The organism is Pantoea sp. CTOTU46764 (assembly GCF_031974595.1).
Classification (GTDB): domain Bacteria; phylum Pseudomonadota; class Gammaproteobacteria; order Enterobacterales; family Enterobacteriaceae; genus Pantoea; species Pantoea trifolii.
The window spans coordinates 1-26173 of record NZ_DALYOQ010000075.1; the positions used below are offsets into that span (position 1 = coordinate 1).

The 26173-nt window shown below is 52.7% G+C and carries 29 protein-coding genes; 11 read left to right on the forward strand and 18 right to left on the reverse strand.

Translation table 11 applies throughout. The features are described 5' to 3' along the window. The 9 genes from RTM06_RS19265 to otsB form a co-directional block, all read right to left on the reverse strand. A partial coding sequence (locus RTM06_RS19265) for a Tar ligand binding domain-containing protein (RefSeq protein ID WP_312184335.1) occupies positions 1–1130 on the reverse strand: 1130 nt, incomplete at its 3' end. Positions 1131–1289: 159 nt separating this feature from the next. Continuing rightward, positions 1290–1787, reverse strand: coding sequence for a chemotaxis protein CheW (cheW, locus tag RTM06_RS19270; protein WP_008102858.1), 498 nt, complete (start codon positions 1785–1787; stop codon positions 1290–1292). Positions 1788–1809: 22 nt separating this feature from the next. Continuing rightward, positions 1810–3780 carry a chemotaxis protein CheA gene (gene cheA / locus RTM06_RS19275; RefSeq protein WP_293798188.1) on the reverse strand — a complete coding sequence of 657 codons (1971 nt, stop codon included), beginning with the start codon at positions 3778–3780 and terminating at the stop codon, positions 1810–1812. 10 nt (positions 3781–3790) lie between these two features. Then, positions 3791–4822, reverse strand: a complete 1032-nt coding sequence (motB, locus tag RTM06_RS19280; protein ID WP_312184338.1) for a flagellar motor protein MotB — start codon at positions 4820–4822, stop codon at positions 3791–3793. Next, positions 4819–5706, reverse strand: a complete 888-nt coding sequence (motA, locus tag RTM06_RS19285) for a flagellar motor stator protein MotA (protein ID WP_312184340.1) — start codon at positions 5704–5706, stop codon at positions 4819–4821. The genes motB and motA overlap by 4 nt, the downstream gene beginning before the upstream one ends. A gap of 132 nt (positions 5707–5838) precedes the next feature. Then, the gene (flhC, locus tag RTM06_RS19290) at positions 5839–6417 is read right to left on the reverse strand and encodes a flagellar transcriptional regulator FlhC (protein ID WP_008102852.1); all 579 of its coding nucleotides are present in this window, start codon (positions 6415–6417) and stop codon (positions 5839–5841) included. Further along, entirely contained in the window at positions 6417–6767 is a 351-nt protein-coding gene (flhD, locus tag RTM06_RS19295) for a flagellar transcriptional regulator FlhD (protein WP_008102850.1), read from the reverse strand. The genes flhC and flhD overlap by 1 nt, the downstream gene beginning before the upstream one ends. A gap of 1069 nt (positions 6768–7836) precedes the next feature. Further along, positions 7837–9276 (reverse strand): alpha,alpha-trehalose-phosphate synthase, encoded by a 1440-nt coding sequence (gene otsA, locus RTM06_RS19300; protein ID WP_008102848.1) that lies wholly within the window; start codon positions 9274–9276, stop codon positions 7837–7839. Beyond that, the gene (otsB, locus tag RTM06_RS19305) at positions 9273–10061 is read right to left on the reverse strand and encodes a trehalose-phosphatase (RefSeq protein ID WP_312184342.1); all 789 of its coding nucleotides are present in this window, start codon (positions 10059–10061) and stop codon (positions 9273–9275) included. Before otsB ends, otsA begins: the two co-directional genes overlap by 4 nt. 536 nt (positions 10062–10597) lie before the next feature. On the opposite strand from otsB, the gene RTM06_RS19310 reads away from it, so the two are divergent. The 5 genes from RTM06_RS19310 to RTM06_RS19330 all read left to right on the forward strand — a co-directional run bounded on the left by RTM06_RS19310 (position 10598) and on the right by RTM06_RS19330 (position 13753). After that, complete coding sequence (locus RTM06_RS19310; protein ID WP_305961176.1) at positions 10598–10891, forward strand: hypothetical protein; 294 nt, start codon at positions 10598–10600, stop codon at positions 10889–10891. Between the two features lie 161 nt (positions 10892–11052). Beyond that, the gene (fucO, locus tag RTM06_RS19315; protein WP_312184344.1) at positions 11053–12204 is read left to right on the forward strand and encodes a lactaldehyde reductase; all 1152 of its coding nucleotides are present in this window, start codon (positions 11053–11055) and stop codon (positions 12202–12204) included. A gap of 195 nt (positions 12205–12399) precedes the next feature. Beyond that, positions 12400–12597 (forward strand): hypothetical protein, encoded by a 198-nt coding sequence (locus RTM06_RS19320; RefSeq protein WP_008102837.1) that lies wholly within the window; start codon positions 12400–12402, stop codon positions 12595–12597. Next, positions 12598–13407: a hypothetical protein gene (locus RTM06_RS19325; protein WP_256696281.1), complete on the forward strand. Its 810-nt coding sequence runs from the start codon at positions 12598–12600 to the stop codon at positions 13405–13407. A gap of 85 nt (positions 13408–13492) precedes the next feature. Next, positions 13493–13753, forward strand: coding sequence for a hypothetical protein (locus tag RTM06_RS19330; protein WP_293798137.1), 261 nt, complete (start codon positions 13493–13495; stop codon positions 13751–13753). Positions 13754–13788: 35 nt separating this feature from the next. Here the strand turns inward: RTM06_RS19330 and RTM06_RS19335 are convergent, their stop codons facing one another. From RTM06_RS19335 to RTM06_RS19350, 4 genes are all read right to left on the reverse strand, one after another. Then, positions 13789–14055, reverse strand: a complete 267-nt coding sequence (locus RTM06_RS19335) for a biofilm development regulator YmgB/AriR family protein (RefSeq protein WP_256696279.1) — start codon at positions 14053–14055, stop codon at positions 13789–13791. A 62-nt stretch (positions 14056–14117) separates the two neighbouring features. Further along, positions 14118–14408 carry a hypothetical protein gene (locus tag RTM06_RS19340; RefSeq protein WP_256696278.1) on the reverse strand — a complete coding sequence of 97 codons (291 nt, stop codon included), beginning with the start codon at positions 14406–14408 and terminating at the stop codon, positions 14118–14120. A 121-nt stretch (positions 14409–14529) separates the two neighbouring features. Continuing rightward, positions 14530–14775 (reverse strand): regulatory protein YcgZ, encoded by a 246-nt coding sequence (ycgZ, locus tag RTM06_RS19345; protein ID WP_007891089.1) that lies wholly within the window; start codon positions 14773–14775, stop codon positions 14530–14532. 213 nt (positions 14776–14988) lie between these two features. Further along, positions 14989–15267, reverse strand: a complete 279-nt coding sequence (locus RTM06_RS19350; RefSeq protein ID WP_312184348.1) for a hypothetical protein — start codon at positions 15265–15267, stop codon at positions 14989–14991. A 197-nt stretch (positions 15268–15464) separates the two neighbouring features. Between RTM06_RS19350 and RTM06_RS19355 the strand changes: the two genes are divergently transcribed. From RTM06_RS19355 to umuC, 3 genes are all read left to right on the forward strand, one after another. Beyond that, entirely contained in the window at positions 15465–15977 is a 513-nt protein-coding gene (locus RTM06_RS19355; protein ID WP_008102825.1) for a GNAT family N-acetyltransferase, read from the forward strand. 140 nt (positions 15978–16117) lie between these two features. Continuing rightward, positions 16118–16540, forward strand: a complete 423-nt coding sequence (gene umuD, locus RTM06_RS19360; protein ID WP_061716746.1) for a translesion error-prone DNA polymerase V autoproteolytic subunit — start codon at positions 16118–16120, stop codon at positions 16538–16540. Further along, positions 16540–17802 carry a translesion error-prone DNA polymerase V subunit UmuC gene (gene umuC / locus RTM06_RS19365; protein ID WP_312184354.1) on the forward strand — a complete coding sequence of 421 codons (1263 nt, stop codon included), beginning with the start codon at positions 16540–16542 and terminating at the stop codon, positions 17800–17802. The genes umuD and umuC overlap by 1 nt, the downstream gene beginning before the upstream one ends. 305 nt (positions 17803–18107) lie before the next feature. Here the strand turns inward: umuC and RTM06_RS19370 are convergent, their stop codons facing one another. Both RTM06_RS19370 and RTM06_RS19375 read right to left on the reverse strand, forming a co-directional pair. Further along, on the reverse strand, positions 18108–18425 hold the full coding sequence (locus RTM06_RS19370) for a HigA family addiction module antitoxin (RefSeq protein ID WP_061716755.1): 318 nt from the start codon (positions 18423–18425) through the stop codon (positions 18108–18110). Further along, entirely contained in the window at positions 18425–18706 is a 282-nt protein-coding gene (locus RTM06_RS19375; protein ID WP_192413560.1) for a type II toxin-antitoxin system RelE/ParE family toxin, read from the reverse strand. The genes RTM06_RS19370 and RTM06_RS19375 overlap by 1 nt, the downstream gene beginning before the upstream one ends. Before the next feature lie 214 nt (positions 18707–18920). On the opposite strand from RTM06_RS19375, the gene RTM06_RS19380 reads away from it, so the two are divergent. Beyond that, positions 18921–19172, forward strand: a complete 252-nt coding sequence (locus tag RTM06_RS19380; RefSeq protein ID WP_008102814.1) for a hypothetical protein — start codon at positions 18921–18923, stop codon at positions 19170–19172. An 8-nt stretch (positions 19173–19180) separates the two neighbouring features. Here RTM06_RS19380 and RTM06_RS19385 read toward each other — a convergent pair whose 3' ends face one another. Together RTM06_RS19385 and katE are read right to left on the reverse strand one after the other, a co-directional pair. Next, positions 19181–20749, reverse strand: a complete 1569-nt coding sequence (locus RTM06_RS19385) for a sensor domain-containing diguanylate cyclase (protein WP_312184357.1) — start codon at positions 20747–20749, stop codon at positions 19181–19183. Positions 20750–21020: 271 nt separating this feature from the next. Beyond that, complete coding sequence (katE, locus tag RTM06_RS19390) at positions 21021–23285, reverse strand: catalase HPII (RefSeq protein ID WP_312184359.1); 2265 nt, start codon at positions 23283–23285, stop codon at positions 21021–21023. A 248-nt stretch (positions 23286–23533) separates the two neighbouring features. Between katE and RTM06_RS19395 the strand changes: the two genes are divergently transcribed. Both RTM06_RS19395 and RTM06_RS19400 read left to right on the forward strand, forming a co-directional pair. Next, the gene (locus RTM06_RS19395) at positions 23534–23926 is read left to right on the forward strand and encodes a NirD/YgiW/YdeI family stress tolerance protein (RefSeq protein WP_312184361.1); all 393 of its coding nucleotides are present in this window, start codon (positions 23534–23536) and stop codon (positions 23924–23926) included. A 190-nt stretch (positions 23927–24116) separates the two neighbouring features. Beyond that, on the forward strand, positions 24117–24731 hold the full coding sequence (locus RTM06_RS19400; protein ID WP_312184363.1) for a response regulator: 615 nt from the start codon (positions 24117–24119) through the stop codon (positions 24729–24731). Between the two features lie 67 nt (positions 24732–24798). Here the strand turns inward: RTM06_RS19400 and RTM06_RS19405 are convergent. Continuing rightward, a partial coding sequence (locus RTM06_RS19405; protein ID WP_312184365.1) for an ATP-binding protein occupies positions 24799–26173 on the reverse strand: 1375 nt, incomplete at its 5' end.

Consider the following 26173-nt stretch of genomic DNA (forward strand, 5'->3'; position numbering starts at 1 on the left):
AGAATATTGGTCTGGAAAGCGATGCCATCGATCACGCTGGTGATGTCGGCGATCTTCTTCGAACTGCCGGCAATATCGCTCATGGTGCGCACCACGCCTTGCACCACGTCGCCGCCCTTCTGCGCAGTTTCAGAGGCGCTCAGCGCCAGTTGCGACGCCTGACGCGCGTTTTCGGCGTTCTGCTTCACAGTGGCAGTCAGCTGTTCCATGCTGGCGGCAGTCTGCTCCAGTGAAGCCGCCTGCTCTTCGGTACGTGCCGAGAGATCGTTGTTGCCCGCAGAGATTTCGCTCGCCCCGGTAAAGATGGCATCCGAACCGTCACGCACATCACTCACCGTGCGCACCAGCGACTGCTGCATCTCATGCAGGCTTTCCGCCAGCTGGCTCATTTCGTTGCGCCCTTCGACCGCGATGCTCTGCGTCAAATCGCCCTGCGCAATGTGCTGAATATGCTGAATGTTGTCATTAAGCGGCTTGATGAGGATTTTGCGCATGCCAAACCAGCACAGCACAATCACCGCCACCACAATCGCCAGCACCGCGCCTAACAGCCAAATCATGTGATCGTAGGCTGAGCTGTTCGCTTCGGCGCCCGCAGCGGTCAGGCGATCCTGATCGGCACGCCACTGGCGATACTCTTTCAGGAAGGCGTTTTGGCTCGGCGCAACCGGCGCTTTGGCTGCCTGATCGAGATCTTTTGCTACCAGCGCATCCTGCAACTGGCCCAGCGCACTGGCATAGGCGGTATAGGTTTCATCCACACGTTTATTCAGCGCGGCATCCTGTCCCGGCGTGTCCGGCGTGGCTTTAAATAGCTGATAGTTATCGGCGGCCTCTTTCTGGAAGGCTTTGCTGTCGTCATATAAACCAGCGATATCCGCTTCGCTGCCGGTGAGTTTGCTGGTTGCGATACGCAGCTGAATGCGGGTTAACACAACACGGCTCTGATTGAGGCTCATGTAGGCGTCGTTGATAGCGGCAGTGTTTTTGCTCGCCAGTTGTGAAACGTTAAAACTGTTTTTGTCATCGCTTAGCGCTTTGAAAAACAGTGAGCCGGATGCCAGCTGTAAAAAGCCAAACACCAACAACACCAGTAATAAGCTGGTGACCACGCGGATTCTCGTAAACATAGTTTGCCCTGGAAAATGAAGAAAAAATGGTACCGACTCGTTATCGACCAAAGGCGAAGAATATTGAGGGATATTGAGGAGGTTTTGCTGTTGATTTGTAAGGAATTACTTCACGTTCGTGATATTAACGGGCCGCAGCAGCGCGGCCCGTTGCGGGGATTATGCGGTACGCAGGTTATCCACCAGCGCCATCTCTTCGCTGCTCAGCAGCTTTTCGATGTCGACCAGAATCAGCATACGTTCACCCAACGCACCCAGACCGGTCAGGTACTCGGTAGACATGGTGACGGCGAACTCTGGTGAAGGGCGAATCTGCTCTTGCGTCAGCGACAGCACGTCAGAAACACCATCGACCACGATGCCCACCACGCGATGCTCAAGATTCAGCACGATCACTACGGTGTTCTCGTTGTACACCACATCCGGCTGCGAGAATTTCACGCGCAGGTCGATGATCGGCACGATCACGCCGCGCAGGTTGGTCACGCCTTTGATGAATTCCGGCGTGTTTGCGATGCGGGTTACCTGATCGTAACCACGAATCTCCTGCACTTTCAAAATGTCGATGCCGTACTCTTCGTCACCCAGTGTGAAAACTAAGAATTCCTGGCCCACGGTTTCGCCAGCGATTTTGGTCACGGTTGCCATGTCAGTCATTTTTTTACCCTTTCGTTATCTATTACGCTGCGGCACCGGCCACACGCTTTTCACGGTTCAACGATTGCAGTGCTGAGACATCCACAATCAGCGCCACGCTACCATCGCCCAAAATGGTGGCGGCAGAGATGCCCGGCACTTTGCGATAGTTGCTTTCAAGGTTTTTCACTACCACCTGATGCTGACCAATCAGCTGATCAACCAGCAGCGCATAGCGACGGCCTGCGCTTTGCAGAATCACCACGATGCCTTGCGTGGCGTCGGTTTTGGCGTTCTGCACCTCAAACACATTCCACAGCTCTACCAGCGGCAGATATTCGCCACGCACTTCCAGCACGCGCTCGCCACCGGCCAGCGGTTTCAGCTCTTCGGCGGTTGGCTGCAGCGATTCCATCACCGCGTTGAGCGGCAGAATGAACACTTCGTTAGCCACGCGCACTGACATGCCGTCAAGGATCGCCAGCGTCAGCGGCAGCAGGATGCGAATGGTGGTGCCTTTGCCCTGCTTCGAGGAGATTTCAACGTGACCGCCCATCTCCTGAATATTACGTTTCACTACGTCCATGCCCACGCCACGGCCCGACACGTCGGTGACCTGCTCGGCGGTGGAGAAGCCCGGCGCGAAGATCAGCATGCCGACCTCTTCGTCGCTCATGCTGTCGCTGACCGGCAGACCAGACGACAACGCTTTGGCCAGAATACGTTCGCGGTTCAGACCGGCACCGTCATCGATCACTTCGATGCAGATGTTGCCGCCCTGATGTTCCGCAGAGAGCGTCAGGTTGCCGACGGCGGTTTTATTCGCCGCCAGACGTTTTTCCGGGGTTTCGATGCCGTGATCGAGGCTGTTACGCACCAGGTGCGTTAACGGATCGATGATGCGTTCAATCAGGCTCTTATCCAGTTCGGTTGAGCTGCCGAGCAGCGTCAGTTCCACTTCTTTGCCCAGCTTGCTGGCCAGATCGCGCACCAGGCGCGGGAAGCGGCTGAAGACATACTCCATCGGCATCATACGAATCGACATCACCGATTCCTGAAGATCGCGGGCATTACGCTCCAGCTGACCCATGCTGTTCAGCAGGTCGCCGTGCGCCACCGGATCCAGCGCGCCTGAGCGTTGCGCCAGCATCGATTGGGTGATCACCAGCTCGCCAACCAGGTTAATCAGCTGATCCACTTTCTCCACGGCCACGCGGATACTGCTGGATTCGCTGCCTTTGGCCGGTGCGGCGGCACGCTTAGGTTCACGTTTCACCGCTGGCGTAATATCGGTCACGGTGGCGGTTTGCACCGCTTCGGCAGCCACTTCCGCTATCGGCGCTTCGGTAACGGCCGCTGCGCCTGTCGGGAAGTGGATCTGTGCTTCATCCAGCACAAAACAGAGCACCGCGACGATGTCATCTTTGCCGACGCCATCAATGGTGACGTCCAGCGAATTAGCGCCTTTCACCACGTTGCTGACGGTACCCAGATTACCGAGCTCTTCCAGCATCAGCTCCGGCTCTTTCTCTTTCAGGTCAACCAGTTGCAGGCGCAGACCTGCGGCGGCTGCCGGTGCAGCAATTTCAACCACTTCGGCGACCTTGGGCGCTTCAGGCGCAATGCCTTTCGCTTCCAGTGCCAGCTGACGCAGCGCTTCGCAGATGTATTTAAAGCTTTCTGCATTCGGCTCCTGCGCCGTTTTATAGGCATCGAGCTGTTCTTGCATAATATCTTTGGTTTCCAAAAACAGGTTGATGATATCGGTGCTGAGCTGCATCTCGCCGCGGCGCGCACCATCCAGAATGTTTTCCAGGATGTGGGTGGTTTCCTGTAAAACCGTAAAGCCAAACGTACCGGCTCCGCCCTTGATGGAGTGGGCGGCGCGGAAGATGGCATTCAACTGCTCGGAATCGGGCTCCTGGGGATCAAGTCCCAACAGGTGTTGCTCCATATCCGCTAACAGCTCATCGGCTTCATCGAAAAACGTCTGGTAAAAATCGCTGATGTCCATGCTCACGGGATCACCTCGGCTGTGAGGGTTGGTCTGGTGTCACCGCGCTCGCCGCGGGCGTCGCCGCTGCCGCAGGGGCCGTTGCAGCAACCGGCGCAGCCGGTGTCGCAGTAGAACCTGTTGGGGCAGTCGACGCAGCCGGTACAGCGGGTGCGGTAATGTCGGGAATAATTTGCGCCGGGTCGCTCACCTGAACGGCATCGCTCTCGGCATTCTCTTTTTCAATCGCCGCTTCGGTGTCGTGATTCAACACCAGCAGGCTAATGCGGCGGTTGACTGCATCATTAGCACCACGGTTTTTCAGCTTCATGGTGTCGGCCATACCGACCACACGCAGCATTTTGGCGCCGTCGAGGCCACCAATCACCAGCTCGCGCCGTGAGGCATTGGCACGATCCGCCGACAGTTCCCAGTTGCTGTAGCCACGGTCGCCGTTGGCATACTGGAAATCATCGGTGTGACCCGCGAGGCTGATTTTGTTCGGGATATCATTCAGTACCGGCGCGATGGTGCGCAGGATGTCGCGCATGTAAGGCTCCACGTCCGCGCTGCCGGTTTTAAACATCGGGCGGTTCTGGCTATCGATAATCTGAATGCGCAGTCCCTCTTCCACCATGTTGATAATCAGGTGCGGACGCAGCGCTTTCAGACGCGGATCGGCTTCAATCAGCTGGTCGAGCTTTTCCCGCAGGCGATTCAGGCGGATCTCCTCCAGCTTCTTCTTCTGCGCATCCATATCGACAATCTTCTTCACTTCACCCTTTTGCTGCGTCGGATCGTCGCCGCCGCCGGGGATCGGGCTTTCGCTGTCGCTGCTGCGCTGACCGCCGCTTAACGCCACTTTCAACGGCGTTTTGAAGTATTCCGCAATTTGGACCAACTCTTTGGGGCTGGAGATGGAGAGCAACCACATCACCATAAAGAACGCCATCATCGCCGTCATAAAGTCGGCATAGGCAATCTTCCACGAACCGTGGCTCCCATGGTGACCTTTATGTTTGCGCTTTTTAACCAGCACAATGGGGCGATTGCCTGCTTTCATGAATTCTCATCCGAAGTTTGTTTCGCCGGGTTCTTGGCGTTACGCACGTGCTCTTCCAACTCTGAGAACGAGGGACGCTCGGCGGAGTACAGCGTTTTACGACCAAATTCCACGGCGATTTGCGGCGCGTAACCGTTGAGGCTGGAGAGCAACGTCACCTTCACGCACTGCATCATCTTGGTGGTTTCGGCACATTTCTGACGCAGCACCGACGCCAGCGGAGAAATAAAGCCGTAAGCCAGCAAAATGCCGAGGAAGGTGCCGACCATCGCGTGGGCCACTAACGCACCCAGTTCGGCCGCCGGACGGTCGGCTGAGGCAAGTGCGTGCACCACGCCCATTACCGCCGCGACAATACCGAAAGCCGGTAAGCCATCACCCACCGCCGATATACTTTGCGCGGGTACTTCGCACTCGTGCTCGTAGGTCTCGATCTCTTCATCCATCAATGCTTCGATTTCGAAGGCGTTCATATTTCCGCTGACCATTAAACGCAAATAATCGGTAATAAAATCGACTAACTGTTTATCGGACAAAACACGCGGATAGTTAGCGAAAATTTCACTCTGGCTGGGATCTTCAATGTCGCGTTCTAATGACAACATGCCTTGCTGACGCGATTTCGCCATCAGGCGATACAGCAGCGCCATTAAATCCATGTACACGGCTTTGTTATATTTCGAGCCGCGCATTAACAATGGCAGCGCTTTTAATGTTTTCTTAATCGATTTGCCATTATTGCCGACTAAAAAAGCACCAATACCGGCACCGCCGATAATGATCAGCTCCGCCGGTTGATAGAGCGCGCCTAAATGTCCGCCGACCATCGCGTAGCCGCCCAACACGGAGCCGACGACCACGATATAACCCAGAATTATCAGCACAAAAAATCCTTACGTCCGTAACGTGTTGATGGAAGTTAAGCCAGAGAGCCGCAGGTGTTATTCGTTTATCGCAGGCAAAAAAAAAGCAGCGGTATTAACCGCTGCTGGATGTTTTCCACGATGCGAACAAACTTAAACGGCGCGTTTAACCTGTTCATCCAGCAGTTGTGGAAAGGTATCGGCAGAATCTGCAGAAAGTTTACGTCTTTTTACGGCACGTGATGGCGGCTGGCACAGGCTGCAGACAAAGCTGCCGACGGGCTGGTGCGCGTGGTTAATAAAGCTGCCACCACAGCACTTACAGTCAGACAGTTCCAGCATGCCGCTTTCAACGAATCGCACTAGGGTCCAAGCACGCGTTAGCGCCAACAGCGGGCCCTCGTCCGATTGCGGACACTGCTCAAGATACAAGCGATAAGCTTTGATTACCGCTTCAACGCCACTGTTCAACCCGGTTTTCAGCAGGAACTGCCAGGCGTTACAGAACATAGAGGAGTGGATGTTTTGTTCCCAGGTCATGAACCAATCAGTAGAGAATGGCAGCATGCCTTTCGGTGGTGGAGCACCACGCAGTTCTTTATACAGTTTAATCAGGCGACCACGGCTCAGCTGCGTTTCACTCTCCAGCATTTGCAGTCGTGCGCCCAACGTAATCAGCTCCATTGCCAGCTGAATATCGCGCGCTTCCTGAACAATACTTTTTTCGGTCATTAAACGGCCCTCTTCTTCGCGGAGACGTCATCTTTAGACGCATTCCGCAGCAGGCGGCTGGATAATAAAATACCGGTGTGGATTTGCTGCAAGTCATCCACGCGTGACTCTTGAGTCAGACGATTAATATGGTTGTGATCGGTAAAACGGAACTGGCAAACCAGTTGATTGGTTTCCGCTAATTTTACCATTTCAGGTAAGGTTAATTGCGACAATGCATCAGCCATCGATTCATCGATGCCTAAACGAAACATTGCTGAAGCTTTTTCCTGGTTAATTAAACGCTGAGCAAGAAGCAAATATGACAAATTGATGTCATATATATGTTTTAGTAATTCTGATGTACCCATTTTTTCCATCCTGATAGACGCGACACATATACGGCCACAGAATTAAATTGTTCTATGGTTCGGGCTGCTGGTTGGTAAATCTAAAGATGGCAAAAAATAATCAGGCTTGAGCCAACGCGTACCTAACTGTTTCACTTCCCGTCAGGACACTGATCAGTAGTAATCAAAACTCCAGGCCATTCTTTGCTTGAGTAGTAACCATCTTCCGTGACGTCTGCTTACAGTTTTTTAAGACTAATCTGAAAACAAGGCAAATCTATATCGTCTGATTTCGACATACAACGTGAGTGGCGCGAAATTTTAGATAAAGTGTGATCTGCGTCACACTTTTAAGGCAAATTTTTTCGCCAACCCTTCAGCATCGCTTTTCTGTTGTCTGTTTTTTGCGCGATTTATGATTATTTCTTTAATAATTTGCTGAAGTAAGGCGGATTTTAGGCTCTGCGGAAGATTGTCATTACAACGCGATCAGATATCTGCCTCGTTGCAATTAGGGTGCTATAACGCGCCATATAAAGAATTATATGCAGCATAATACTCTGAATTATCGCGAAACTATTCGCTTCTAAATTAATCACTTACAGGGAATATTGCCCATGTGCCGTAAAGCGAGACGCTAGCGAAGCGTGAAGACTGGGTGCAGAGCGCCTGGGAACTGTCAATGGATTGTAGGGAGTGTTTAGCGTGCGGCAGGGGATGTAACAGAGCGTTACATTAGAGAAATGAATGAATCGGCATTTTTTCGGTTTGCTACGCGTTTACTATCGGCGTACCACCTGAGATCTTTAGGGTTGAGACGAAAAAAAGCTTTTTTTACCTTTCGATTGCGTTCTTTTTAACCAAAATGTGCGCTTTTTGCTGATGAGTCAGCGCATTAGCGCTTAAAGAAATGAAATCGATTTCGTGAAGTTAGAATGGCGCGTGAAAACGCTGTGCAGTGAAGCAGAAATGAAGTTGTGATCGGTGGCGTAATGGCGGGTCGTTTTTTGGCGAGGAGGTTGTCATTGATGGCTGGGAGTTCCTGGAAACAAGGTCGCCATTAATGGCGACCCTACTTGTTGGGTGCGTGTTACGCTAATTTCGGAAAGGTAGCGACTTTATTTGCCGTGCCGTGATCGTCACTGCGTACCGGCAACGTATTTAAATCTTTCAGGAAGCTTTCGCGCCAGTGCGAAATATCCTGTTTGCGCAACACCGCCATCATGTCGTTATAACGCGAAATACGTTCGGTACGCGGCATGGTCAACGCGCGGTCCAGCGCTGCTGCCACCTCATCACGATCGTACGGATTGACGATTAGCGCCGAGGTCAGCTCATTGGCCGCACCGGCAAAGCGTGACAATACCAGCACGCCAGGGTTATCCGGGTCCTGCGCCGCCACATACTCCTTCGCCACCAGATTCATGCCGTCACGCAGCGGTGTAATCAAGCCGACGTTGGTGAGACGGAAGATCTTCATTAACAGGCGGCGATCAAAGTGCTGATTGAGGTAATAGAGCGGCGTCCAGCCTAACGTGCCGTATTTACCGTTGATGCGCCCTGCTTCCGTTTCCAGCTGATGACGGATGTCCTGATAAGCCTGCACGTCGCCGCGCGAGGTGGGCGCAATTTGCGAGTAGCGAACATTGCCACGATGCTGTGGGAAGTTCGCCAGCAAGGCTTCGAAGGCGAGGAAACGCTCCGGCAATCCTTTAGAGTAATCCAGACGCTCGCAGGCGATGATGTTCTGCAGATCGCCCAAATCACGTTTCATCGCCGCCATTTTCGGTGGCAACGGCCCTTCCGCCATCTCTTTAATGGTGTCCGGCTCAATACCAATCGGATAGACCTCGGTCATAAAGGTGTTACCGAAGGCGCGATGCTTCTTCTCTCCTTTATTCTGCAGCTGCGTTAGCTGGCTCAGGCTATCAAGGAAGGCAACGCGGTCGGATTCTGTCTGGAAACCCAGCAGGTCGTAGTCGCACAGCATTTCCAGCAGTTCCTGATGCGGCGGCAACGCGTTGAAGATCTCAGGCGTTGGGAACGGGATATGCAGAAAGAATCCAATGCGGTTATTAATGCCCTGTTTGCGCAGCTCGGCAGCAAACGGCAGCAGATGGTAATCGTGGATCCACAGAATATCGTCAGGTTTCAGCAGCGGTTTAAGGCGCTGTGCCAGCAAGGTGTTGACGCGGCAATAGCCATCCCAGGCTTCGCGCTGATACTGCACCAGATCAAGACGATAGTGGAAAGCCGGCCAAATCACGGTATTGGAGAACTGGAGATAATATTGATCGTAATCGTTTTGATTCAGCGGCAGTGAGGCATAGGTAATGCCGTCTTTTTCGATCTGCGAAAGTTCTTCATCTTCCTCTTCACCCGAGAATTCGCTGATCTCTCCGTTCCAGCCAAACCATAATCCTCCGGTATCTCGCAGAGCATCCAAAATACCGACAGCAAGCCCGCCAGCGCTGGCCTTGCTACCATCGGGAATCGCGATACGGTTAGATACGACGACTAAACGACTCATAACCTAAACTCCTTACCCACATTGTCATGTTCTAGTTGTAATAATAGTTGTTCAAGCCAGTGCCATACGGCCTCAACGCTGTCGAGGCGATAGCGTGCATGGCTGGCCCCTTCACCGACTTTGACAGAAATGCCCTGCATGGCGTTGACCGCGAGGAATCCTTTTTCGTCTGTCAGGTCGTCTCCCACAAATACCGGAATGCGTCCGGCAAAGGGCGCTTCCTGCATAAATTCACGCACGGCGGCACCTTTATCGATGCCTTGCGGCTTCAGTTCCACTACGCATTTGCCTGGCTGCAGCGCCAGCTCGGGAAAGCGTGCGGCCGCGTCTTCGGCCAGCTGCATGATGGCGTTTTCATACTGCGGCGCATTGCGATAGTGCAGCGCAAACGCCATGCCTTTCACTTCTAATAGCGTATTGGGCCATTGATCCAGCGTCTGCTGCAGTTCGGTTTGCAGCGTTTGCGCCACATCGCCCGGCAAGCTGTGGCGATGAATGCGGCCTGCCGCATCGCGGCGTTCTGCACCGTGCACGCCAGCGGCTGGCGCTTCGAGCGGCGCCACTAAGGCATCAAGTTGCGCAATCGGACGTCCGGAAACCAACGCGACGGCGCCGTGGCTGAGATTGGAAATTTGTTGCAGGAGCTGGCGTACCGAGGCGGGAATGGAGACCGACTCGGGCTGCGACTGAATCGCTGCCAGCGTGCCGTCGACATCAAAAAAGAAGGCATAAAGTCCGCCACTTAACGACGGCAAGGTGCTGTTCTGATTAACCGCGGGGGTCACGACTCTTCTCCTGTCTTGTGGAATTTACCATTACAGGATGTTCGGAGGCTGGCTGGGCGATCGAGGCGGTTACAACCGCAGAAGTGTGCGCGAGGAGGTTTTGCAGATAACACGGAATTTCGATAGATAACTCTCCACAAACAAACATCATTTGAACTCACTCGCCAGGCTGACTGCGAACATCGTCAGCTTTAAGTGTAGACGCAGATCACGATATTGCCAGATTCATGCGGCTTCGCTATAGGATAAGTGGCAGTTTTAGGGGTTATGCCGCAAAAGAATCGCCTCACGGGTTTTTCAACCGCTTCGCTTATTTATGCCAATATTACGCCCTTCTCCCGCCTCAATTCCCGGATTATGCCGACTTGCATCCGCCGCGCGGATTATCATATGGTGCGTTTACCGTGCGGCTACAGCGCGGAAATAGCGCCCTGATCGGCATTGATCACGGCTGTTAGACCCATTCAGGCAGGAATCCGGATGATGGAAAACCGATCGACATCACATTTTTCACTTGTCACGGCAGGTGATCGACGATGATCCCGCAAAGCTATAGCCAACGCGTTCACTTCTATTACTGCATTCTGGTCGCCCTGAAAATTAACGCCAAAACCAAGAAGTCTGGCGGTATACGCGGCAAGAATAACTTCCTGCTGAAATGGCTGCGTAATGCGCAGAACAACACCATTTTCCCGCCGGATATCACCAGCGAGATTGAGTGGCTGCGCGCCAAGATCATCAGCTCCGGGCCCGACACCGATCTGGAACCGATGCTGCAATATGTCTACGACACCGCGAAGCGTGCCGAGACCTTGCGTTTAGGCTCGTAATTTCTGTCGGGTTTTTCATTAAGTGGAAACCGCGTTTTTATTGAGGTAACGCAATATCTCCCTCTTAATTACCCCGTAAATCTGGATACGGTTAAATCTTCTTATCTTGATGTATTTAATCGAAAAAAATTAAATCTGGCATCTACGTGAAGGTAATTAATATGATTAACAGAATGATCCTCAATGAGACCGCTTATTTCGGTGCGGGCGCGATTAATTCGATTGTCGATGAGATTCACAAGCGCGGTTTTACTAAAGCGTTGGTGGTCACCGACAAAGATTTGATCAAGTTTGCTGTCGCCACCCGCATTACCGATCTGCTGGCGCAGCACGACCTCAGTTTCGAAATCTATGATGACGTGATTCCTAATCCCACCGTTGATGTGGTGCATGCGGGCGTCGATGCTTTTCGCCGTTCGGGTGCCGATTATCTGATCGCGGTGGGCGGCGGCTCGCCGCAGGATACCTGCAAAGCCATCGGCATGATGATTGCCAATCCCGAGTTCAGCGATGTGCGCATGCTGGAAGGCGGTGCCGCCACGCGTAATCCTTCCGTGCCGATCATTGCGGTGCCGACTACCTCAGGCACCGCAGCGGAAGTCACCATCAATTACGTCATCACCGATGAAGAGAAGAAGCGCAAGTTCGTCTGCTACGACCCGCACGATATTCCGGCGATTGCCATCATCGATCCCGACATGATGGCCAGCATGCCCGCCAGCCTGAAAGCGGCCACCGGCGTCGATGCGCTGACGCACGCCATTGAAGGCTACATCACGCGCGGTGCGTGGGAGCTCACCGATATGTTCCATCTCAAGGCGATTGAAATTATTGGCCGCTCGCTGCGTGACTCGGTCAAAGGCGTGCCGGCGGGCGTTGCCGATATGGCGCTGGGTCAGTACATCGCCGGGATGGGCTTCTCGAATGTCGGACTCGGTCTGGTGCACGGTATGGCGCACCCGCTGGGCGCGTTTTACGGCACGCCGCACGGCATCGCCAATGCGGTACTGCTGCCGCACATCATGGCGTTCAATGCCGAACATACCGGCGAGAAATACCGCGCTATCGCGCATGCTCTCGGCATGGAAGGTGCCTATGCCTGTTCATTAGCCGACGCACGTGCGCTGGCGATTGATGCGGTGATCACCCTGAACCACGATATCGGTATTCCGCTCAGACTGCGTGATATCGGCATGCAGGAGCAGGATGTGGATGCGCTCGCCGCCGCCGCCTTCGCTGATGTGTGTACGCCGGGCAATCCGCGCGAGTGCAGCGTCGAGATGATTAGATCACTCTATTGTGAACTGTTCTGATTAATGTCAATCAGGCAATGCTGAATGAACAGCATTGCCATTTATTAGCCGCATCGGTTATTCCCTGTTTATCGCCAATTACGCTAACTCTATCGGCAGATTAATCTGGAATTTTGCTTAATATTCGGATATGAGGCGTTCTCTTTGCAGGATGTGCCATAGTTCATGTTGATATGAAATATAAAGGATCCTGCTATGTTTGGCTTTTTAACCTCTCTTTTTGGTAGTCCCGAATCATTAGTGCAAGTCATGACGCGCCAGGACATTCAGGAATCGATTGAGGAAGGTGACAGAATTATTATTGATGAAGACGGCAACGCTTCGGTTAATCCATTGAGTCCTGAAGTACAGCGCGATTTTGCCCATCATGTCAGCACATTAAAGGATATTTAGATGGGCACGGCGATATTTATGGTAATGATGGTATGCGGTTATTGGTATACTAGCCGCGACATGTCGAGCCGTTTGAAAATTAAGCGCTCTTTTGGCTGGGATGTCTATTTTCTTATTGCACTGTATGGCTGCATATTTGTACTGCAAGGCGTGTTGGCGACCGCCATTATCTGGCTGATTCTGCTGGCCGCATCCGGTGTGAACAATGCCTTTGCCCTGACTTCGGCAGAAAATGTCCACTGGAATGTCGACTTCATGACGTGGAGTTTTTTAGGCATTCAGGCGCCGGTGGTATTGATGCTGGCCTTTGCCATCCTGTTCTGCATGTATCGCTCCAATTGGGCGGTGAGCGCCCGGCTTAACGCCGGTGGGCGCAAAGAGCTGTATCAGCGGCTTTCACGTTCCAACGGCATTGAACAGTTATTGCTGCAGTGCATGGAAGAAGGCGAACTGGCGTGGGTTACGCTGAAATCGCGCCGTATTTATATCGGTATGATTCATGCAGCAACGTTTGAGTATCCGAATACCGCCAATATTGTGTTGATCCCGATGCTAAGTGGCTATCGCGATTCACGCACGCTCAACCTGGCGATCGAGCATAATTACAGTTTGTGGTACCACAATCACGACATTGATTTCTCTTCGTCGCCGAAAAATGCCCTTGAGTTTCGCAAAGTGATTATGGTGCATCAAATAGAAAGTTTGTCGCTGTTTGATCCGGCTAGCGCCAGCGCATTAGCCATGGATAAGCAAAGCGGTAATAAACGCAAATGGATGAGGAGGTCTGCGCCTAAACGCGACTATCCATAATTTAATAATCAAAGATGCTGGCTTAATTGTTTATGTTGTGCCGAGCCAGCAACTCTCCATAATAAGTCAAAATAATAAGGTAATCATGATGGACTTTAAAAAGTTCGAGGCCATTCTGCAGCTGTGGGGAGATTTACACTTCACAGGAATTGAATTACAACAGCGTGATAATAAAAGCGAAATTTACGCCACCGGCACCAATAATCATACCCAGAGTCAACTTTATATTTGCACGCTTTCAACTGAAATTGCGTCACATATTCAGTTAAAACAGTTTCGCACTTGGTTACACAGAATTAACATTGGTAAAGCAAAACGCCGGTTGGCTCTGTCACGAAAGGAGTAATGAGATTGTCCCCGCATGGGGGACAGAGAAGAATATCAGGCGTCGTCAGGCGTATAGCCCACCACAATTTCCAGCGTTTTGCGCAGCACATCGGCTTCAGCATCACTTTCTGCGGTTTCCAGCGCCATAATCAGACAAAGAATAATCGATTTATTACTGACTCGTCCTTCCGTGGCCAGCACGTGGCGGATAACCCTATCCAATACGGCAGCTTCGTTTTTTAGCGTACTGTCTGCATTGCGAAAATGCTCTGCCAACTCGGTGTCAGGCAGTGCAGCATAGAGGTTGTGATTTTCCGACATGATTCCAGTCCCGTGATTGCGTATATTCCCGCATTGCTATGTCCTCAATGCGAGCCAATCGGTCAATGTTTACGATTGTTGCCAGACTGCTGGTTATGACCAAACAGCTGAAGAACGTTGTCTCGTTGCGGCTGCTCTTCGCGCAATTTTTTCCCCGCCGAAATGCTGTTGCGCACATCGGTGATGGCGGCAGTGATCGCTGCACGCTGTTCGTCATCGGTGCTCTGCTGTTTCATCAGCGTCAGCTGATCCATCAGCGCCTGAGTATTGACGGGCCCCGGGCGCTGCAGCAACGCCAGCGCGGCTTCGCCAATAATTTCATCGATTATTTTCTGCTGTTCACTTCTATTCATAACGAATCATTCATAACGAATCTCTGATCGCCGCTTCGCCCCGGAGCGGGGCGAAACCAGTGTGGGAGCGTATTCAGAGTAAAATTCTAATACTTGTACAAGTTTGAAATCTGACAGGCTCTCAGCTTTCGCGTTCAAATAATAAGCCAATCAGCTGATGATAGTGATGCTCTTCTTCTGCGTTGGCGGCCAGTTCCAGTCTGCGCAGCAGCTTGGTACAGAGCGATTTGCGGTTGAGATTACGGCCTTCGCGTAAGATTTCAACCACGATCTGACCCAATGTTTCTTGCTGCGATGGCAGCGACGCTTTGCTGAAGTAGTTGGCAATGGCCTCGACTGAACTCGGCGTGTATCCGTTCTGACGCATAATTGACCCCAATAATTAAAAAAGTTAGGTCATTTGACCTAAGTAAAGTTGTACAGGTAGCAAAAAGCTGTACAAGGAGCTTACTCAAGTTAGCAGGCGGGATTTGTTGCAAAAAGTGCTAATAAAGGTGAATTAGGATAATTGGAAAGCTTTTATTTCCAAATCCGTGCGCTCAGCGCCGAAAGTCATCGACGCGTGAGCTTATTGGGCTGGTCAACTGTCGTCGGTATCGGCCGAAGGCATTCTGACGCTGCCTTCCTGACGACTCAACCCGCGCAACGCGGAATGGACGCGGTTATCTCTGCCCGCCGGTTGACGGTGCGTGAGCAACCATTGCTGAGCCTGGGCAATGCGCTGCTGCTGTTGCGTGTTTTGCTCTTTTCTCGCAATGCGCGCGAGCTCTGTCAGCAGCGATGAGACGCTGACATCCTCACGACGTAGCAGTAACGCATAGGCGGCTTCGCCGATAATTTTAGGTTGCGAATCTGACATCTTCTACCTCCTGAGAATATGGGCTTACGCTTAGTTCTCACTACTCACTATAGATCATCAGCGTGATACCTTGTTAACAGAAAGCTCTGGTTATCTTGGGTTTTTGTTACTAACACGTTATGGTAACTGCCCTTCGGTGGCCTCTGCTCGCACCGACGATGTGAATTAATAACAAGAATGAAGCAAGGAAATCTGGCATGGAGTTCACCATACGCAAAGCCAAGGCAGAGGATGCAGAGCTGCTGCACCTGCTGGGGCGCATGACCTACAGCGCGCATTTTAAACATATGTGGGTTTCCGCAGAAGAGCTGGATGCCTTTATCGACAAGGAATATGGCCTGGCGGAGCTGAATAGCAGCCTCGCGGCCCCCAACGAGAGCTGGCTGATCGCCGAGACCGACAAGCCGATTGGCTTTGCCAAAGTTACCTGGAACACACCGGTACCGGATTCCGGCATGAGCGGCGCGCTGCTGAATAAGCTGTACCTCAATCCGGAAGAAACCGGCAAAAACTACGGTCGCTGGATGTTCGAGAGCATCATCAATGAGGCGCGCGACAAGCGTGAAGGTTATCTGTGGCTGGAAGTGTTAGGCGATAACGTGCGTGCACGTAAGTTCTATGAAGCCTTTGGTATGCAGCACATCAAAGACATTCCGTTTGTCACCGCTTCGCAGCAGAGTACCCTGCAGATCATGGGAATGATGATTTAAGCGCAGCGGCAAGCCGTTCGGCACAAAATAAATTTCCTTTGTTGCCAACTGTTTTGCAAATCATTGCCGGTTCTGGCTTGATCAAACTGCCCAATCGACATTACTGTATACACATACAGTAATGATTTGAGATCGCAGCCATGCAGTTTTATCAGCCCGCGGAAATCCGCGCCATTCTCGCCTTACCCTTGTTCATCAGCCGCGTGCCCTGCGGCTTTCCGTCCCCAGCTCAGGACTACGTTGAACAACGCATTGACCTCAACGACTTTTTAGTCGATCACCCCAGTTCAACCTACTTCATCCGAGTCAGCGGTGACTCGATGATCGACATTGGTATCAATGAGGGCGACATGCTGGTAGTGGACAGCTCGCTGAAACCCAAACACGGTGACATTGTGGTGGCTTCGCTTTCCGGCGAGTTCACCGTGAAACAGTTGATGCTGCAGCCTTACCTGCATCTCAAACCGATGAATGCTGCGCATGCGGTTATTGCCATTCCTGACGCCGATGAGTTCGAAGTCTTCGGCATCGTTAAACACGTGATTAAAACCATAGGCCGCTGATGTTTGCCCTGGTGGATGTGAACTCGTTTTACGCCAGCTGTGAAACGGTGTTTCGCCCGGATCTGCGTGGCAAACCGATTGTGGTGCTGTCGAATAACGACGGCTGCATTATTTCCCTGAGCAGAGAAGCCAAGGCGCTGGGCATCAAGATGGGCGCGCCCTACTTCAAACATCGCGAAGAGCTGATGCGTCACAAAGTGGTGGTGTTCTCGTCTAACTATGCGTTGTATGGCGATATGTCGCGCCGCGTGATGGAGACGCTGGCGCTGATATCCACGCGTGTGGATGAGTATTCCATCGACGAAGCCTTCGTTGATGTTACCGGCATCAATGCCTGCATGACGTTTGAACAGTTAGGCTGCGATATCCGCGACCGCATTTATCAGGACACCCATCTGCGCGTGGGTGTCGGCATTGCACCGACCAAAACCCTCGCCAAACTCGCCAACTGGGCGGCCAAACGCTGGACCAAAGCCGAGAACGTGATGGATCTCTCTTTGCCCCACCGTCAGCGCGAGTTGATGAAACTCGTCAAGGTTGAAGAGGTGTGGGGCGTGGGCCGCCGCTTATCGAAAAAGCTCAACCTGATGGGGATTAACACCGCGCTGGAATTAGCGGAAACCCCAACCGCGCTGATCCGGAAACACTTCGGCGTGGTGCTGGAGCGCACGGTACGTGAATTATGTGGCGAGTCTTGTCTGGCGTTTGAGGAGGTGATTCCCAACCGACAAAATATTCTCTGCTCGCGCTCGTTTGGCGATCGTATTACCGAATATCAGGATATGCGCGAAGCCATCGCCAATTACGCCGCGCGCGCCGCAGAAAAGCTGCGCAGCGAGCGGCAATATTGTCGTCATATCGGTACGTTTATTCGCACTAGCCCGCACGATCCGCATCATCCTTATTACGCCAATGCGGCCAGTCAAACCTTGATTACGCCGACCGCTGACAGTCGCGATATTATTCAGGCCACGCTTAATTGTTTAGATCGCATCTGGGTTCCCGGTAAGCGTTATATGAAAGGCGGCGTGATGTTGGGCGATTTCTTTAGCGATGGCGTGGCGCAGCTTGATCTGTTTGCGGAATATCAGCCGCGTCATAATAGTGACCAACTGATGGCCCTGATCGATAAGATGAATGCCCACCAGCGCGGCGCGCTATGGTTTGCCGGGCAAGGCATTCAGAAACCCTGGTCGATGAAACGCGAGATGCTGTCACCGGCGTACACCACGCGGCTGGCGGATCTGCCGGTGGCGAAGTAACCGCTTCACGCTTGAATTATGCCAATGCGATATTCAGGCCCTAACACGGCCACAGCTTAATAGCATCCGGAGAACCGGGTTCGGCGAAAAGATGTTTCAGCAGATCAAAAAAACGCGCCAGTCAGTGTAATACTCGTCAGTTAAGCTTCTTTCGGTCACCATAAATGGCGACCCTACAAAGGCTCGGCGCGTTTTTCGTAGGGTGCGCATTCATGCGCACCTGCATGCATAGGCAAATTAATGCTTAACTGAGCGGTATTAAGGCAGTCAGCGCGGTTTTTTTGCAGGCATCTGGCGTGGGTGCGTTACTTTGCCGCCCTGTTCGCCTCAGAAGCGGCATTCATACCCGGGTGCAGATTTACCCCTGAAACGTCGGTGGTTTCTCGTGCCTTATGCAGGTCGCATGCAGCCTGCATTGATAACCACAGGCGCGCCGCAATACCCAGCCCCGCCTCAAGCCGCACCGCCATTTCAGGGCTGACCGATGCTTTCCCGCTGGCGACTTTGCTCAGCGCTGAAGCAGAAACGCCAAGCTCTTTCGCCAGTACGCGCAAGCCAATATTGTTATCTTCGATGTATTCGGTGATCAGACCGCCCGGATGCGGGGGATTGAACATTGCCATCAGTGGTAGTCCTCCAGGTTGAGAATATAGGCATCGCCGTCGGTGAATTCGAAGGTGATACGCCAGTTAGCCCTGACCGTTAATGAAAACAGGTTTTTCCTGTCCCCTTTCAAGGGATGAAAGCGAAATCCCGGATAGTTTCTGAATTCATCCGTGGAGAGCGCCTCATCGATGACCAGAAGGCGAAGCCGAATGCGTTCCGCATCCTGCGCCTGGACGCCGCTGATATCACCTTTTTCAAACAACTTTTGTAATCCCTTATGCTTCCAGCTTTTAATCACGTCACGCCTCCGCGTTTCCTGTTGAGAAACACTATACCACATGTTTCCCGACAGGAAACAGACCTAAATCTTTCTTTTTCACAGCGCACCTCAGACTCAAGTCCTGAGAGGATCTACCGGTGGCGAAGTAAGCGCTTCACGCTTGAATTACACGCATGCCAATGCGATATTCAGGCCCTGACACGGCCACAGCTTAATAACATCCGGAGAACCTATGTCGAATGAAGAACGCGTAAACGAGCTGGAAGAAACGGTAAACCAGCTGCAGATTGAAGTCGCTGCCTTGCGCGAGTTAATGATTAAGCAGGTGGCGGTTAATAACATCACCTTCAAAGGGAAATATGATGAGGTGATTATTCAGCTAGCGAAAGAATATGAAGAGCGCGGCTTAGAGGACGAAAGGAATAGCCAGATGCACGAAGCGCTGCGTCAATATATCAAATACCAGCTGCCTGCCGTGGAATAAACCCACGGTTATTTCTGCTCTTCTGGCAGCGAGGCGATATTTATGCCTTTCGCCCCATCACGCCCTTCACGCTTTGCCTGATACAAAGCATGATCGGCGTATTCCAGCAGTTTCACGGCGCTCACCGCCGCGGCCGTAACGGTGGTGGCGCAGCCGGCACTGAGCGTGACATGGCCAACGGGCGAAGCAACATGGGGAAGCTGCATCACCCTCACCGCTTCAACCACGCGATTGGCAATGGTCATCCCTTCACCAAATGAGGTATCCGGTAATATCAGTGCAAACTCCTCGCCGCCATAGCGCGCGGCCATGTCTGAACGTCTCCCAGTGACAGACGACAGCACCTCGCCAACCACTTTCAGGCATTTATCCCCGGCAATGTGACCATAGGTGTCGTTGTAGTGTTTGAAGAAATCAATATCCATCATGATAAGCGAGAGCGGTTTGCCGCTGGCCGTCGCATGGGTTAACGCTTCACGCAGGAAACGATCAAATTCCCGGCGATTCGCCAGCCCGGTTAAACCATCGACATGCGCGAGTTTATTCAGCGTCAGGTTGGCGTTGTGCAGTTCGTCACGCAGCAGCGTCAGCTCCTGCTGGTAGCGCAACACGCGACGTGCCTGACGCAGCTGGAAGGTGCCGAGTAAGATGATGGTCAGCATCAGAATAATGCTGAGCAGAATATCCTGCGCCCGACCGTTGACCCACACGTGAAACAGATCGTCGCTGTTGTAACCTGCCGCAACAATAATCGGATAACGATCGGAACGGGCAAAACCAAAGATACGCGGTTGCCCATCCAGCACCGATCGCCACTGCCCGCTGCCGCGATCCATCTTAGCCAGCATCTCCTGAAACAGCGGGCTGGCTGAGAGATTCATACCGATGTAACTGTCTGGCATCGGACGCGCATAGAGCACGGTGCTATCAGCCAGCATTAACACCAGCACATCGCGTGCACCGATCTCATAGTAGCTGTAGAAGCGGCGGAAAAAATCCACCTTGATGGTGGCCAGCAACACGCCCTTAAATCCACCACTGGCATCACTGACGCGCAGGGAAACGGGGATCACCAAATCGCCGGTGCTACGACTGGTGATCACCGGGCTAATATGCACGCTGTTACGATGGTTGCTGCGCTGAAAGGTGAAGTATTCACGATCGGAGTTATTAATATTGTTGGGCACGCGTTCAGCAGAGGTCGCGATCCACTTGCCCTCGGCATCGTAATAGAAGAGTCCATGCAGTTGTGGCAGACGACGTTGCAGTTCGCGCATGGTGTTACTCAGATCGGCGCCCTGAATATGTGTGGCCAGCTGCAGCTGGAGATCACGCTGCATCTGCCGCAGCGACAGCTCCGTCTGCAAAAAGGTATCTTCCGCCTGACGCGACTGCGACAGCGCCAGGTTCATCGCCGTTTGCTGCGTTTGTCGCACGGTGCCGAGCCAGTCTTCGCGCAGCGTCCAGATGCTCATCCCCACGACGGTGATAATCAAAAAGAGACCGGACAGCACAATACTTTGCTGCAAACCCGCGTCAGATGTCGCCTTAGGATCCATTTTTCTTTTTAACGGCATGTTGTCCTCTGTTTTCAAGCTACAACAGAGTTAAGCATGTAATGGGTGCAGTACGTGATAAGGCGGATATATTTCGGACCATCGATAACTCATATGACCAGTAACGAGATATTACTGTAGTATAGCTCCACCACACACAGTGGCTGCACTACGGCACGCGTTTACAACGAGATCATTCGGTAGTCACATCGACCAGCCCGCGAAATGCGGGCTTTTTTTATTTGAGAGGCAGAGAGAGCAGGACGGAGCAGAAAGCGCCGCCCTGAAGGTTTTATGCCGCGACGGTCAGCGCTTTTTTACTGCGCGACCAGACGCGATGGGATGCCATCAACGCGAGGAAATCCGCCATAAAGCTGCCTTCGGCTTTCACCGCTTCCACCAGCCCTTCTTCGGTTTCATTATCCTGCACGTTGAACTGCGCTTTGAATCGGCGCGCATCACCGCTCAGACCAATGGCTTTCAGATGCTTATACGCTTCCAGCAGGAAATAGCGCGCATCGCCGCTCAGCAGCAACGCATCAATATTGCCATCCGGCACAATCACCGCATCAAAGGTCAGCGAAGGAAGACCGGTAAAGGTGGCATCAACCGGCAGCACCGAGCCGTCGTCCGCCAGCACTTGCCCCATATGCGCCGCCAGGATTTTAGCATGCACGCCCTGCGCTTTTAGCGCCTGCAGAATCGCCAGCACGTCGGCAGCTTTCACGCCGTCACTCAGAAGTAACGCCACCTGACGGCCCTTAATATCGCCGCTCGGTTGCGCATAAAGACTGAGACTTTCATCCTTCGTCAAGCCATTCACATCCTTCGGCGGCGCGGTGTTGAGCTGTTCATCACTTAGCTTCAGACCGAGATTGGTGGCGACAGCCTGCGACAGCGAGACATCAATCTGCAGCAGATGATCGACCACGCGTTCGCGAATATAAGGACGCGCCACCTTACTGAGCTCAAACGAATAAGCGCCAATAATGTGCTGCTGCTCTTCCGATGTCTGGCTCAGCCAAAACAGCCGTGGCTGCGAGTAGTATTCGCCAAACGATGGGCTGCGCTCGCGCACCTTGCTGCCTTCCACCCGCTCCTGATAGCTCTCGAATCCGCCCTGTTTCGCTGCTGGCGGCACTTCACGCGGCCAGTTGTTGTTGATGGAGTTCGGTTCGTAGTTGGCTGGATTGGTGTCAATTTCCGTGCGATGCATGCCCTGACGCTGGAAGTTGTGGTACGGGCAAACCGGACGATTGATCGGAATCTCATGGAAGTTCGGCCCACCCAAGCGGCTGATTTGCGTATCGGTGTAGGAGAACAAACGGCCTTGCAGCAGCGGATCGTTGCTGAAATCCAGCCCCGGCACAATGTGGCCCGGATGGAACGCGACCTGTTCGGTTTCGGCGAAGAAGTTGTCCGGATTGCGGTTGAGCACCATTTTGCCGACCAGCTCAACCGGCACCAGCTCTTCCGGAATCAGTTTGGTGGCATCGAGAATGTCGAAATCGAACTTGAACTCATCCTCTTCCGGGATCAGCTGCAAACCCAACTCATATTCCGGGAAATCGCCCGCTTCAATCGCTTCCCACAGATCGCGGCGATGGAAGTCAGGATCGCGGCCGGTCAGCTTCTGCGCTTCATCCCACAGCAGCGACGCTTTGCCTGCCACCGGTTTCCAGTGGAAACGCACGAAGGTGGATTTACCTTCGGCGTTAATCAGGCGGAACGTATGGATACCGAAACCTTCCATGGTGCGATAGCTGCGCGGAATGCCGCGATCCGACATCGCCCAGATGACGTTATGCAGCGTTTCCGGTTGCAGCGAGACATAATCCCAGAAGGTGTCATGGGCGCTCTGTCCTTGCGGAATTTCGTTGTGCGGCTCGGGTTTCACCGCGTGCACAAAGTCCGGGAATTTATGCGCATCCTGAATGAAAAACACCGGCGTGTTGTTGCCGACTAAATCAAATACGCCCTCATCGGTATAGAACTTGGTGGCGAATCCACGGATATCGCGCACCGTATCAGCCGATCCTGCGCCACCTTGTACGGTGGAGAAACGCACGAAGACGGGTGTGATTTTTTCGGCATCGCTGAGGAAGCCTGCTTTGGTCAGTTTTTCCAACGAGCGATAAGGCTGGAAATAGCCGTGCGCCGCCGAACCGCGCGCATGCACGATACGTTCAGGAATGCGTTCATGGTCAAAATGCGTGATTTTCTCGCGCATGATGAAGTCTTCAAGCAGCGTGGGACCGCGTGAACCGGCACGCAACGAGTTCTGATCGTTAGCGATGCGCGTGCCCTGATTGGTGGTCAGGTCGGCGTTTTCACCATTTTTACGGTACGCATCGAGCTGCTCAAGCTTGTCGTTTTGCGTGGCGGGCGCTTTGAGGCTGCCAGGCGCCGTGGGCTGTTTGCCCGGCGGTGTAGGTTCGGCGGCAGGTTTATGCCCACCATCATGCGGTGCTAAGTCACCTAAACCCGGCTCAGAGGTTTCTGGCCCTTTATGCGGCGCGGTGTGGGTTAAATTTTGTTCTTTTTTATCTTTTGACATTTCACATGCTCCTCCAGTTAAGACCCTATAACTGTAGAGCAAAAAAACATTTAAATTTCCGCTTCGCTTTTAAATGATGTTTAAAGAGATTAATGAGCTTGATTTACAGCGAGGTTATTTAAGCGAAACGTTTAATTAATTTTTATTAATAAGATTAATCCTGATAAATAGTGCTGCGTTTGTCGTGCAGCCACGCTTATTTGTGCCAGACTTACCACCGTGTGAGCAGGAAAATCCATGGAGAGCGTATGAAACAGGTTGTTTTAGCTTCGGTAATCATGATGTTCAGCGTCGGCGTAAGCGCAGCGGAAGGCGGCTATAAATCCGGCGAAACAGCACCGCCGCAGCAAAATCAGGATGCCGGTTATAAGGGTTCGGAAGACACTGCGCAAACACCGATTTCACGTATTCGTGATTTCCGTCAGGGCGGCTATGTCACGCTCGAAGGCCATATCATTGAAAAGCTGAAAGGTGATAGCTATAAATTCCGTGATGATACTGGCACGATTATCATTACTGCCGAGCAAGCGGCATTCAAAGAGAAAACCTATTCAGCGAGTGATAAAGTTCGCGTCAGCGGAAAAGTGTATGGGCGTGGCGATCAAACCACTTTAAAGGTATCGCGGATTGAAGAACCTTAAGGTTACGCAGTTATTACCTTAAGGATGGCGGGTGAGTGCATGGCTTTTCATCCTCACCCTTTTTAGTTCAAATAGCGCAGTGCATCATCTCTTTGACATATAAGTTTTTCGCCATTCCTCCGGCACTAATTTGCGGGTATATTAACGCGCATGTAGTGAATAGAACTCGTAAGAGTCTGAATGAGTTTTTATGGATAGAACGATTTATATTGTTGACGATGACTCCGCGGTCATCAACGCGCTGCAAAATCTTCTGAGCTCAGAAGGCTACCTGATCTCGACCTTTACTTCCCCTGCTGAATTTTTGAATCAGCCGCATTACCGTACTCCGAGCTGTTTAATTGTCGATATGAATATGCCGGGTCTCGACGGCTTTGATGTTTCGCACCATCTCACTGCACGCGGCTACACCCTTCCCACTATCTTCCTCACCGGCTTTGGCACCATTCCCCTGACAGTCCGCGCGATGAAGGCGGGCGCCTTTGAGTTTCTCACTAAACCGGTGATGCCGGATGACCTGATGCAAGTGGTATCCGCTGCCATGGCGCTGGCCGAAAAAAGCGCGGCACTCTCACAGGAAAGAATTGCACTCACCGCGCGTTATCACTCTTTAACGCCCCGCGAAATGGAATTGATGCAATTAGTTATTCGCGGTTTATTAAATAAGCAGATTGCCGCTGAAATGGGCATCAGTGAAATTACGGCAAAAGTGCACAAGCGCCGCGTGATGGAGAAAATGGCGGTGCGTTCGGTTTCAGAATTAGTCAGAGCCGCAGAGAAACTGCATTTATTGCAAGACGAATAACATCACAGGTTATAGCGGTAACGGCATCCTTCTCCTCCCGCGAAATAGTGCGGGAGGATACGATACACTATTTATTCGCATTCAACGGCAGGGTAAAACTGAATAGGCTGCCACCTTGCGGGCGATTTTCTGCGCTCAACACACCACCATGACGTTTGATGATTTCGTTACTGATGGTCAGCCCCATTCCCATCCCTTCCGCTTTGGTGGTATAGAAAGAGTCAAAGATCTTGCCGATAACCTCTGCCGATAAGCCGGTGCCGTTGTCGGCAACCTCAATACGAATACGATTAGCGTCAGGATTAGAAGATGAGAGCCGCAAGATACGCGCGCCGGTATTATCGGCCATCGCCTCGATGGCATTAATCACCAGATTCAACAGCACCTGCTGAATCTGTACGCGCTCGCAAAACACCTCATCCCACTGCGCTTTGATATCCAGTTCCAGCGCCACAAAACGGCGCTCAAGTTCCAGACGCGACAAAGACAAAATATCGCGCGCCAGCAGATGCAACCTGGCTGATCCATACTCCGCGACATTATTCCGCGTCAGTGACTGCAGGCCGCGAATAATTTCGCCGGCACGCTGCCCTTCGTTAATGATCTCCTCAATGCTTTCGCTGGCTTTGTCGAGCTGAGCCGGTTCGCGTTTCAACCAGCGCAGGCTGGCGCCGGCATTAGCCACAATCGACATCAGCGGCTGATTGATTTCATGGGCGATCGACGAGGTGAGCTGTCCTACCGTGGTGGCGCGCGCCACGCGAGCCAGCTCTGCCTGGGCGATTCTGGCGGCATCCTCAGACTGACGCTGCGCGGTGATATCCGTCAGCGTTCCGAAATATTCGGCGACCTCCGGCCAGTTCTCCACCGGCTCACCGATACCTTTGATATAACGGCATTCGCCGTCATCACGGATGATGCGAAATTCAGCCTGCATGCTCACGCCATGCGCCACGCTGGATTCAATCAGCGCTTTCAGGCACTGAAGATCGTCTGGATGCACCCGCCGCTGAAACTCGGCCATCGAGGTGCTCACCTGCCCGGCGGGCAGCCCCATGATGCGTTTATATTCGTCCGATATCAGCTGAATATCCGGCCCCAGATGCCAGTGCCAGGTGCCGGTATGACTGATTTTTTCACCCAGCATCAGGGATGTCTGGCTGGCGCGCAGCTGTTTTTCAATTTTCCGCCGCTGGATGTTCTCTTCCACCAGCTCGGCATACAGCCGCGCCGTTTCCAGAGAAACGGCGGCCTGCGCACCCAACATCGAGACAATGCGTGAGTGCTCAGCGGTGAAGACGTCCGGCATCAGCCGGTTTTCCAGGTAGAGCACGCCCACCATTTGCGCCTGGCGGAACATCGGTACGCACATCACCGCCGCGCCGGAGGCGACCAGATAGTTATCCTGACTAAACGGACTGAACACTTCCGGTCTGCCGGTA